Annotated in this window: 9 protein-coding genes; 8 read left to right on the top strand and 1 reads right to left on the bottom strand. The window is 63.0% G+C overall.

Annotated features, from left to right (window positions below):
• Positions 1-330: 330 nt before the first annotated feature.
• From V8246_RS05105 to V8246_RS05095, 3 genes are all read left to right on the top strand, one after another.
• On the top strand, positions 331-2496 hold the full coding sequence (locus V8246_RS05105; protein ID WP_336188189.1) for a hypothetical protein: 2166 nt from the start codon (positions 331-333) through the stop codon (positions 2494-2496).
• A gap of 87 nt (positions 2497-2583) precedes the next feature.
• Positions 2584-5904 carry an RHS repeat-associated core domain-containing protein gene (locus V8246_RS05100; RefSeq protein ID WP_336188188.1) on the top strand — a complete coding sequence of 1107 codons (3321 nt, stop codon included), beginning with the start codon at positions 2584-2586 and terminating at the stop codon, positions 5902-5904.
• 56 nt (positions 5905-5960) lie between these two features.
• Positions 5961-6395 (top strand): hypothetical protein, encoded by a 435-nt coding sequence (locus V8246_RS05095; RefSeq protein ID WP_336188187.1) that lies wholly within the window; start codon positions 5961-5963, stop codon positions 6393-6395.
• A gap of 185 nt (positions 6396-6580) precedes the next feature.
• Here V8246_RS05095 and V8246_RS05090 read toward each other — a convergent pair whose 3' ends face one another.
• Positions 6581-7045 (bottom strand): ankyrin repeat domain-containing protein, encoded by a 465-nt coding sequence (locus V8246_RS05090; protein ID WP_336188186.1) that lies wholly within the window; start codon positions 7043-7045, stop codon positions 6581-6583.
• 53 nt (positions 7046-7098) lie between these two features.
• On the opposite strand from V8246_RS05090, the gene dusA reads away from it, so the two are divergent.
• The 5 genes from dusA (at position 7099) to V8246_RS05065 (ending at position 11800) form a co-directional block, all read left to right on the top strand.
• Positions 7099-8097, top strand: coding sequence for a tRNA dihydrouridine(20/20a) synthase DusA (gene dusA, locus V8246_RS05085; protein ID WP_336188185.1), 999 nt, complete (start codon positions 7099-7101; stop codon positions 8095-8097).
• 3 nt (positions 8098-8100) lie between these two features.
• Positions 8101-9024 carry an arginine deiminase-related protein gene (locus tag V8246_RS05080; protein WP_336188184.1) on the top strand — a complete coding sequence of 308 codons (924 nt, stop codon included), beginning with the start codon at positions 8101-8103 and terminating at the stop codon, positions 9022-9024.
• A gap of 148 nt (positions 9025-9172) precedes the next feature.
• A complete protein-coding gene (locus V8246_RS05075) occupies positions 9173-9559 on the top strand; it encodes a hypothetical protein (protein WP_336188183.1) in 387 nt (128 codons plus the stop codon).
• Positions 9560-9633: 74 nt separating this feature from the next.
• On the top strand, positions 9634-10320 hold the full coding sequence (locus V8246_RS05070) for a response regulator transcription factor (RefSeq protein ID WP_055937106.1): 687 nt from the start codon (positions 9634-9636) through the stop codon (positions 10318-10320).
• Between the two features lie 28 nt (positions 10321-10348).
• Positions 10349-11800, top strand: a complete 1452-nt coding sequence (locus V8246_RS05065) for a sensor histidine kinase (protein ID WP_336188182.1) — start codon at positions 10349-10351, stop codon at positions 11798-11800.
• The last annotated feature ends 13 nt before the right edge of the window (positions 11801-11813 follow it).

The following is an 11813-nucleotide window of genomic DNA, read 5'->3' as shown; positions in this document are numbered from 1 at the left end:
TATCGCCATTCCCACTGATCCTTTCGGGTGAGTTGAGCGCGAAGACCACCATGCAGTACGGCAAGTTGCGGTTGGTCCGATCGATGCGGATAACGCGGCCAGTGCGGTTGGCCTACGCGGAGTGTTTTCGCTTCATGCATTTACCTGCGCGCAGGACTTCACGCGGCGCGAGCAAACGCGTAACGTCGGACGCCGTAGGGGACCACCATCGGCTCTGTATCGAAGCCGGGCGAAACCTGGCCGGGAATTTGGGGACTTGGGGCTTGCTTCTCCGGCTCAGCCGGATGCGCGTGTGTGGACCGCTGCTCAACTCACTTTAAGGACTGGATCATGAGACGGATCTTCGTCGCGACCCTACTGCTGGTGGCCGCCCATCCGATAGTCGTATATGCGCAGTCCAGTGGACGGTTCTCATGGCAGACGGTCGAAGACCGACTGAAGTCGTCCCAGAGTGTCGCGGGCTTGGGACCCAACTTCGCCGGGGACGCGGTCAGCCTGTCCAATGGCGCGCTGTCGTTCAATGCGACTGACCTTAGTCTGCCGGGTAACAACGGCCTCGAAGTCGCGTTCTCCCGAAGCTATTCCGTCAAGAACAGGAAGGACACCGCGACGGATGAGATGTTGGCCGACTGGGAGGTCAACCTGCCCAACATTTCGGGAGTGTTCACGACGGATTGGGTCGTTCCGGGTGCAGCGCCTGGGAACCGGTGTTCCAGCACCGCCCTTCCTCCCCTTCCTCCCAACGGCTACATCTATTCCGACTACTGGCAGGGCCTGAGCATTGCACTCCCGGGCGGAGGAGGGGGCGACCTGCTCGCTGCACGAGACGGCATAACCCGGCCAACGACGGGAGGCCCCTATCCGTGGGTCACCGAGAGCGGCACCGTCCACCTGAGTTGCCTGACCAGCATCAAGAACGGCACGGGGCAGGGGTTCCTCGCCATCCTGCCGGACGGCACCCGAGTCTGGTACGACTGGATGGCCCAATTCTTCGAAACCTCGATGAAGGGCAACCAGGTCAACATCTCGGGTGGGAGCCCGATGTATGCGATACAGCAGCGCAGGCGGAATGCGCTGTACGCGACGCGCGTGGAAGACCGCTTCGGCAACTATGTCACCTACACATACGGCAACGCGTGGAATGCGCCCGCCAAGCTTACCGGTATCACGGGCAGCGATGGCCGCCAGATCGTCGTGACGTATTCGGGTAGCACGATTTCAAGCATCACGGACGGTGCTCGGACATGGAGCTACAGCTATGTGACCGTACCCAGTGGGAGACGCTCTCTCAGCGCGGTCACCTTGCCTGATGGGAGCGCCTGGAGCATCCAGTTCGCGCCCTTCACCGACGCGGAAATCAAGTACAACGAAGCCGCGTTTGACGAGCCGCTCAGGTCCTGTCGCGCTGTAGAGACACCTCTCAACTACACGCAGACCTTCACAGGAACCATCATCCACCCTTCAGGTGCAACGGGTGAATTCAGTGTCAACATTCAGGAACATGGGCGTAGCCATGTTCCCTTGGCATGCCATCGAGTGACGACGACGCCGGTGGGGGCGCCGCTCGGAAGTGGCAACAATACGAACGACGATCTGAACCTTTTTGCCATTTCGGCGAACAGTCTGACGCTTGTCCAGAAGCAGGTGTCTGGTCCGGGGATCGATACCGCCGTCTGGAACTATGCCTACTCCCCCAACGTCAGCGTGTATCGCTATCCAGGGACGACCCGGATGTACCCGGTCTGCGACTGGGACAACTACGATTGCTCGCTGCCGCCGTGTACATCGGACAGCTGTGCGACGCCAAGCGTCACCGTGGTCACCGGACCCAATGGCGAATGGCACCGTTACTATTTCGGCAATACCTATCTCTACAACGAAGGAAAGCTGCTGCGCGAGGAGTCCGGCACGTCGCCGGAGAACGTCCTGAGACGCGTCGCCTATACGTACGATCTCAGCGGCACCGACCAGGCATACCCTGCCTGGCACGGTTCAAGCAGGAGGATGAACGGGGACGGATACCAGGGGGCGTTCCCTCGTCCGCTGATCAAGAAGACCATCGACCAGCAAGCCACCCGTTTCACCTATCAGGTCAATGCGTTCGATGCCTTCGCACGGCCTACGAACGTATCGCGCTTCACGGGGCCCGAAACGCCGCTGCCGCCGTTCCCGGAGCCGCCTCCGCCGCCAGTCCCGCCCACGCCACCCGCCATCCCCGTCCTGTCGGGCCCATCCATCGCTCAGAAAGGAACTTCCTTCGTGATGAGCTGGACGGCGGTCGCAGGGGCGACGACTTACGTGCTGGAGCGCAGATGGGGCACGGCATCGATCAACATCAACTACAACGGCCCGAATCTGAGCACGAACGTGCTCGCCCATACTGCGGGCACGCATCGTTTCAGGATCGCGGCCTGCACACCTGAGGTCTGCAGTGCCTACTCCGCAGAGAAGGTCGTGAGCATCTCCGGATCCGGGGGCGGCGGGTTCGAACCTTGATCTGCTCGAGCGGGGCGTTTCGACGCATCCGTTCCCGCGCGATGAAACGCTCATCCCGTCCGTTGGCGTCTTCACAAGGACAATGCAGTGAAGCTGATCTTTACCAGGAATTCCGCAACCACGCCGAGAGCAGTAGGTGGTGCGATGGTGCTGGCGATTGCCGCCTCGACCTCGTATCCGGCGCTGGCACAGACCTACACCCGTACCGATCAGATCGTCTACCACGACAATCTGAGCAGCTGGGTACTGGGCCAACAGGTGTCCAGTACGAATATCAATACGGGTGTCGTTGAGTTCAGGACGGACTACGACACGACGACCGCCCTGCCACTACGGAGGTATGGGCCGGGAACTGCGGCGACACCGGGCAAACTTGCCCAGAGCGCGACCTACTACGCCGATGGCACATTGGCGACGGTCAAGGACGGCAACAACAATGTCACCACGCTGGCGGACTGGTATCGCGGCATTCCCCGCACCATTCAGTATGCCGACGGCGCAGTCGAGAGCGCGGCAGTCAATGCCCAGGGCTGGGTTATTTCGGTCACCAGCGCAGCGGGCGGCAAGACCTGCTACGGCTACGACACGATGGGACGCGTGAATCTGGTCACCCAAACATCGGAGACGAACCCCGGCGTCTGCGATACATCGGCGTGGAATCAGACCGTGTTGTCGTTCGTAAAGGTCGGGGCGGCCGAATACGGCATCCCCGCAGGGCATTGGCGGCAGACGGTTACCACCGGCAACCATCAGAAGATCACATACTTTGATGCGCTGTGGCGACCGTCGGTAACGAAAGAGTTGGACGCCACGAACGGCACGACCGAGACGCTGACTAAACGCTTCCAGCGCTTCACGTACGACCACGAGGGTCGGGTGACGTTCGCCTCGTATCCGGGCACGACCGACGCGCTGACCACGGGGATCTGGACCGCGTACGACGCGCTGGGCCGCGTAAAGGTGTCGTCGCAAGACAGCGAACTCGGCTTGCTCAACACGACCACGACCTACGCGCCAGGGTTCCAGACCCACGTCACCAATCCGCGCAACTACACCACGATCACCGAATACCAAGCTTACGATCAGCCGAGCTACGACAGCCCGACGGGTGTCACTCAATCCGCGGGAGCGGACACCAGCGTTACTGAAATTCATCGGGATGTGTTCGGAAAGCCGCTGCGCATCCGCAAGCGCAATGCAGATGGCAGCCTGTTCGTCGACCGGCACTATGGCTACAACGACTACCAGGAGCTGTGCCGTTCCGAAGAGCCTGAGACCGGCACCACGCTGATGGGGTACGACACGGCGGGCAACCTGAAGTGGTCCTCCTCCGGTCTCCCCACAGGTCAGGCTTGCGAGCCGAATGGCACGACGACGGCCGTGGCTGCCAGACGGAGTGATCGAGTCTACAACAATCGCAATCGCTTGCAGGATCTGGCATTCCCCGGTGGAAGCGGCAACCAGACGTGGCAGTACTGGCCGGACGGCTTGCCTTACAAGATCACCACACACAATGATGGGCTGAATGCCGGCATCGTGGAGAACACCTACGCTTACAACAAGCGCAGGATGCTTACCGGGGAAAGTTCAACCCAGTTGGGCTGGTATACGTGGGGAATAGGCTACGGCTACGACAGCAATGGCAGTCTGTCCACGCAGACCTACCCCACAGGTCTGGTGATCAGCTACGGCCCCAACGCGTTGGGGCAGGCGACTCGTGCCAGTGATCAGACTGGCTATAGCTATGTGCACGGTGCCACGTACTACCCGAATGGGGCACTCAAGCAGTTCACTTACGCGAACGGTCTGATCCATTCGATGGCGCAAAATGCGCGGCAACTTCCGGACCGGGTCACGGCGAGCGGTCTGGCGATGGACTTCAGCTATCGCTATGACGCCAACGGCAACGTGAACCAGATCTACGATCACGTGCCCGACATGATTCCGGGCAGTGCTCCCAAGTATCGGCTGATGGAATATGACGGTCTGGATCGCCTTGCCGCCGCAGGTTCTGCCATGTTTGGTGGCGACCACTGGCACCGATTCACGTACAACGCCCTGGACAACATGACATCCTGGAAGCTGGGCGGCGTGAAGGATTACGCGCAGTACGTGTACAACACGCAGAACCGTCTGACCAACATCAAGAATAGTGCTGGCGCCAGCATTGTTGGCTTGGAGTACGACCCCCAGGGCAATCTAGCAACCAAGAACAGCCAGGCCTACCAGTTCGACTACGGCAACCGCCTGCGTTCGGTCGTCAACAAGGAGAACTACCGCTATGACGGCCATGGTCGGCGGGTGCTTGCCTGGGAAGTGGCAAGCACGCAGAGCATCCTCTCGATGTACTCCAACGCAGGGCAGGTGATGTATGAGGAGAACTATCGCCCGAATGTTCAGAAGGCGACCGAACACATCTATCTTGCCGGCAGCATTGTCGCGAGTCGGGACCGTCACATCGTCACCAACGTGTACTCGACAAAGTTCCATCACACCGACGCACTAGGCAGCCCGGTCGCGGTCACCAACCAGGCCGGCACGGTCATCGAGCGCAACGATTACGAGCCTTACGGCGCCATCATAGGCAAGCCGACCTATCAGGGCATCGGCTACACGGGGCATGTGCAGGATGGGGCTACCGGCCTGACGTACATGCAGCAGCGGTATTACGATCCGCAGGTGGGGGCCTTTCTAAGTGTAGACCCGGTAACTGCTTATGGCGCACCTGTTGGACAGTTCAATCGTTACCGTTACGCCAATGACAATCCGTACAAGTTTGTGGATCCGGATGGTCGTCAATCCAAGAACTCGGGTTCGCTGTGTGACAAACATCGGGCGAGATGCAAGGCAGTCATTCCAGTCAATGATCAACCGTCCGGCAGTGATGATGGTAAGGAAGGGCAGCAGCCGTCGCGCCAGCAGATGATGAATCGACCTAGAGCCTCTCCAGATATAAATGACTATGATAAGAATGACCCCACATTCCACGAGTATGAAATTACCTCAACACCTTGTTTGGCAGGCCCTGGTTGCAATGTGGCGAGCCTTGCATCCATAGCGGAGCCTGGTTCCGCTCCGAGAATTGGCGGGGTTGAGCAGGGGTACTCCGTGTTGCTATTTAATAACCCAATTTATCACTCGTCCTTCTACGCTAAAGACGGCTCCTACTACATGATCAACGTCACAACATCTGACCATTGGCTACACTCAGGGGCCGTAGTGAATCGGCTATGGCAGGATGGGAGTGCGGTCAGGTTAACTACGCATGGGTTTGGATACAGCCGAAGCAAAGGGTGGGAGGTTTTCAACTACATATCAGGATGGGGCTACTTCTCTCTGTGGCATTCTAATGTCGTTGGGGCGTCGCACATCCAGAATGGAAATATTGATCCGAGAGCCCTAAAATGAGAAAACGAGGATTCATGTTGTTAGCGGCTGCGGCTTTCATGTGTGTATTCTTGTATATGCTGCTTGCCTCTGCAAACATCCCGGCTACGCTATATACAGTGAGCGACGTAGAAGAAAGTGAGCTTTCTATCACCAACAGAAAGGTCGTTGATGCGGCCAAAGCTGAGAAGATCGCTGGGTTGAAGTTCTTTGTGGCCGATGATCTCACTGGGCCCATGGAAGTGTACTGCGGGGACATTCCGATCAGCGTTGTAAACAGCATTGGGTCGAATGCACAGCTAATGGTCTTCGAGACGCTCGATGAGCAGCCTTCAGAACTAAAGAAACTTGTGGGAATCCAGATCAAGAGTTTTGTCGAGCGCGGCGCAAAGGTCGAGGAGGCAGCCACGAAGTTGACGGCACAGGATAGGCTGCTGCTCAGATACAGGAATGGCATGAATATGGATAGTAGATGCGGCTCTCGTGGCTCACTGGCGAACTCAAGTCGATAGGTTTCGGGTAAAGAGGGCCATAGGTTGGGGTGAGCTTGCGCACCCCAACACGCTGGACTGCATGTAGAAGCATCAGGTGAGGCTGTGTTTCTAACGGGGTGAGACGACCGACGACAACGTGGCCCGGGTGTGGGCGTCGGCTCGGTCATGGGCGCGCCACCGACTGGTCGAACGGCAGCTCACGCTCAATGCCGCGCAGCAGTGGCGCCCTGTTCAACCAAATACGCGCCTATCGCCGGATCCATCGCCTGATTCAACGGCGGGCGCCAGCGCCCCAGCCAGCCGTCCGCCTCCACACCCAGATTGACGTTGGCGCCGTGCTGTACGAGATAGTGGGCCGTTGGCAGATGATCAGCCCGCGCGGCATTGATCAGCGGTGTTTCGTCGTAGGTCACGACGCGATTCACGTCCGCGCCGGCCGCGACCAGCCGTTCAACCTCCGGCTGCAGCCCCAGCCGGGGTGCGACGATCAGGGGATTACCCTCGCCGAGGGATGCCCTATCGGGATCAGCGCCGAGCTTGAGTAAGACGTCGACCGTGTCCAGGTTGCGCGAACGCACCGCCTGGATCAGCGGCGTGCCTTCATCGAGCACCCGCGCGGCCACGTCCACGCTGCCTTGGATCGTGTTTGGCCTAGCCAGGGATGGCATGGAGATCCATTGGGCGGGAGTAGGGGTCGAGAGCCCCACGCTACAATGCGCACATGACGTCCCCCCCGATTCCCCACGACGCCCTGCGCCTGTCCGTCGCCCCGATGATGGACTGGACGGACACGCATTGCCGCGTGTTCCACCGGCTGCTGGCGCCGAACGCGCGCCTGTATACCGAGATGGTGCACGCGCAGGCGGTGATCCATGGCGACCGTGATCGGCTGCTGGCCTTCGATACCGTGGAGCACCCCGTCGCCGTGCAGCTGGGCGGCAGCGAGCCGGCGCACCTGGCGCAGGCCGCGCGCATCGCCCAGGACTGGGGCTACGATGAGGTGAACCTCAATGTCGGCTGTCCGTCCGACCGCGTGCAGGCGGGGCGTTTCGGTGCCTGCCTGATGAAGGAGCCCGCGCTGGTGGCCGAGTGCGTGGCGGCGATGATCGATGCCGTCGACATCCCTGTCACCGTGAAGTGCCGCTTGGGCGTGGACGAGCAGGAGGACTACGACCTCTTCCTCGCCTTCATCGATACCGTGGCGGCCACCGGCTGCAACGTCTTCTTCGTGCACGCGCGCAAGGCCTGGTTGCAGGGCCTGTCACCGAAGGAGAACCGCGAGATCCCGCCGCTGCGCTACGACTGGGCCTACCGGCTCAAGCGCGAACGACCGGAACTGACGGTGGCGATCAACGGCGGCATCACCACGACCGCGCAGGTGCACGAGCACCTCCAGCACAGCGATGGCGTGATGATCGGCCGCGCGGCGTACCACGAGCCCTACGTGCTGCACGCGATGCAGGCTTCGCTGTTCGGTGGCGAGCCCGCGCCGCGCGCGGACCTGCTGCGCGCATGGCGCCCCTACGTCGAAACCCAACTCGCGAAGGGTGTGGCACTGAAGCACCTGACCCGTCATGTGCTGGGCCTGTTCCATGCACAACCGGGCGGTCGCGCGTTCCGGCAGATCCTCAGCGAAGGCGCACACAAGCCTGGTGCGGACTGGTCGCTGGTGGAGCAGGCGCTGGCGGCGACCCAACGCGAACTGCGGCCTGCGGCCTGAGCGATGATCACGCGCGACATCGACGCTTTCATCGCCGTTGCGTGCACGTTGAAGCCGGACTTTGGCCCCGCGACGGCGCGGGCGGCGTTCCTCGTGTCGCCGGACGGTTTCGTCCGGGCGGAGCAGTCGGCGCAGGACAACCGCTACATGGCCGACCCGGGGGCGTTCGACGCGGACGCCGCGTTGCGCGAGCACCATGCGCTGCATCGCGCGCTGTCGCAGGAACTGCCCGTGGTCTGCTTCCCGGGCAGCGAGGCCACGCCGGATGCGGTGTTCCCCAACAACGTGTTCGCCACCGCGCGCGTCGATGGCGAGCCACGGCTGATCGTCGGCCGCATGCGCCATCCCGTACGCCAGCGGGAAGCGGTACGGCCGGACATCCGGGGTTACTTCCGCGACCTGCTGGGCTATGCGGAGACCGACCTGTCCGGCCAGCCGCACCCCTGCGAGCTGACCGGTGCGCTGGTCATCGACCGCGCGCGCGGCATCGGCTTCTGCGGCCTGTCCGAGCGCTGCGACGAAGCCGGTGCGGCGCTGATGCATGCGGCGTTCGGGCTGCGTGTCACGCTGATGTTCGACCTGGCGCCCGGCGAGTACCACACCAACGTGCTGCTCGCCGTGCTGGCCGGCCGGGCGGCCCTGGTGTGTCCGCACGCGCTGCAGGGCGATGTCTCCCGCGCCCTGCATGCGCTGTACGGGCCGCATGTCGTGGCGTTGTCGCCGGCCGAGCAGGCGGCCTTCGCCGGTAATGCGATCGCCCTGACGGACCGGTCGGTGTGGATGAGCCGGCGGGCCCACCACCGCCTCGCGGAGGCGTCCCGCCGCCAGCTGGAAGAGGGCGCGGGCTTCGCGGTCCGCAGCGTACCGCTGGAGGCGATCGAGGCCGGCGGCGGGTCGCTAAGGTGTTGTGTGGCCGAGATTTTCTGACCATTCAGCTGCCTGAATGGGGCCCTCCGGGCTGTGGATAAATTCAGAACGGATTCACCGCCGGGCGCCAAGACTCTGCCTCCATATCCACAGAGGCGGTTTCGGGCTTCGTTCAGTTTCGCGATCCCAGTTCCGTTACGATTCCGTTATGCGCTTTCGTACTCCCGTTCTTGCCGCTGTCGCCCTGGCCGCCCTGGTTTCCGTCGCTGGAGCCGCGAGTGCGTGGGCGCAGGATGAGCAGGGTGGCCCGCCCTCGCGCGAGCGGGCGTTCCCGCGGGCCGAAGAGCGCGCGCATCGTTCGTCGATGTCCGACTCGGTGCGGCGCGTACGCAACGAAACCGGGGGGCAGGTGCTGAGCGTCGAACGCATGCAGTACGACGGTCGCGAGATCAACCGGGTGAAGTACGTGGACGACCGCGGACGGGTACGTGTCATGGACGATGCCGGCCCCGCCCGACGCGGTGCCGATGCGCCGACGCATCCGCGGCGTGACATGACCCCGCCTCCACGCGGCGATAACCCCCCGCGCCCGTAGTCTTACGTAGAATCACGGCTCACACGAGCACGTCCCGCGCGGCCTGGCGCCGCGCCGCATTCCAAGGAGAGTCCATGCGTATCCTGCTGGTCGAAGACGAAGCCCCCCTGCGTGAAACCCTTGCCGCGCGCCTGAAGCGCGAAGGCTTCGCGGTGGACGCGGCCCAGGACGGCGAGGAAGGTCTGTACATGGGTCGCGAAGTGCCGTTCGACGTGGGCATCATCGACCTCGGCCTGCCGAAGATGTCGGGCATGGAGCTGATCAAGGCCCTGCGCGACGAGGGCAAGAAATTCCCGGTGCTCATCCTGACCGCGCGCAGCAGCTGGCAGGACAAGGTGGAAGGCTTGAAGCAGGGCGCCGACGACTATCTGGTGAAGCCGTTCCATGTCGAGGAACTGCTGGCCCGCGTCAACGCGCTGTTGCGGCGCGCTGCCGGTTGGAGCAAGCCCACCCTGGAATGCGGTCCGGTCGCCCTCGATCTGGCGGCGCAGACCGTCAGCGTCAACGGCAGCAACGTGGACCTGACCAGCTACGAGTACAAGGTGCTCGAATACCTGATGATGCATGCGGGCGAACTGGTCTCGAAAGCCGACCTGACCGAGCACATCTACCAGCAGGACTTCGACCGCGATTCCAACGTGCTGGAAGTCTTCATCGGCCGCCTGCGCAAGAAGCTGGACCCGGACGGCGAACTGAAGCCGATCGAGACCGTGCGCGGCCGCGGCTACCGCTTCGCCATCCCGCGCAGCGGCGAAGGCTGATGCACCGCGCCGGCATCGCCTGCACTTGATGCCCGCGCCCCCCTCCGGCGCCGCAGCTTCCGCCCCCGTCGGCCGTGACCGGTTCGACGGGTGGCGGCCGCGCTCGTTGCGTGCACGCCAGTTGCTGGCGGCCAGTCTGGCGCTGCTGGCGTTCCTCGCCCTCGCCGGTTACGCGCTGGACCGCGCCTTCGTGGACACCGCCGAAGACAACCTGCGCCAGCGCCTGAAGAGTTACGCGCTGTACTACACCGACAAGGTGGAGTTCGGCCGCAACGGCACGCTGATCCCGCCGTACAACACGCCCGATCCGCGTTTCGACATGCCCGACAGCGGCATGTATGCGCAGGTGGTGCTGCAGGGCGTGCCGCCGTGGGGATCCAATTCCACGCTCGGCCCCGAGCTGCCGGTGCCGCAGCTGTTGGGCGCGCTGGAGGAATCGTTCGAGGGGCCGTTGCCGATCCGCCGCGCCGACGGCAGCGAGAGCCAGGCCTACCGGTACGGCGTGGGTTACGCATGGCCGGCGACCCACCAGCACGCCGAAATCCCCTACAGCATCTACATCCTGGAGGACGCACAGGCGCTGAGCGCGCAGATCCGCGTGTTCCGCGGCTCGCTGTGGGTCTATCTGGGCGGCGCAGGCGTCATCCTGCTGCTGCTGCAGATGCTGGTGCTGCGCTGGAGCCTGCGTCCGCTGCGGCGCGTGATCTTCGAACTCAGCCGCGTGCAGCGCGGCGAACTGTCCGGGATGACCGAAAGCCATCCGCGCGAGCTGGAGCCGCTGACCGACAGCATCAACGCCTTCATCGAGAGCGAGCGCGAGAACCTGGAGCGCCAGCGCAACACCCTGGCCGACCTGGCGCACAGCCTGAAGACGCCCATCGCGGTGCTGCGCACGCAGCTGGACAACACCACCGATCCGGAGGCGTTGCGGCAGGAGCTGGATGTGCAGCTCAAGCGGATGAACAACCTGGTGTCGTACCAGCTGGCGCGCGCGGCTTCCAGTGGCCACAAACTGTTCTCGGCGGCGGTCGAGATCGAGCCCCACGCCGAAGAGATCGTGCGCGGCCTGGAGAAGGTCTACGCGTCCAAGGGCGTGATCTGCGAGTTCGAGATCGACCCGCGCGCGCGCTTCCACGGCGAGACCGGCGACCTGCAGGAGCTGATCGGCAACCTGCTGGAGAATGCCTTCAAGTGGGCGCGCTCGCGGGTGCTGCTGACGGTGGAGGTGGGTGCTACCGCGCCGCAACGGCGTGCGGGCCTGTTCCTGGCGGTGGACGACGACGGCCCCGGCATCGCCGAGGAGGACGTGGCCAAGGTGCTTCAGCGTGGCGTGCGCGGCGACGAACGCGTGCAGGGGCACGGCATCGGCCTATCGATCGTGCAGGACCTGATCCGAGACTACCGCGGCGAACTGCAGGTGAAGCGTTCGGACGAACTGGGCGGCGCCCGCTTCGAGGTCCGGCTGCCGCCGGGCCTGTAGTCGATCGCCCGAG

Origin of the sequence: Pseudoxanthomonas sp. F11 (assembly GCF_037046485.1) — a bacterium.
Classification (GTDB): Bacteria; Pseudomonadota; Gammaproteobacteria; order Xanthomonadales; family Xanthomonadaceae; genus Pseudoxanthomonas_A.
Note: the sequence above shows the minus strand (reverse complement) of the source record. Positions and strands in the feature narration are given on the sequence as shown.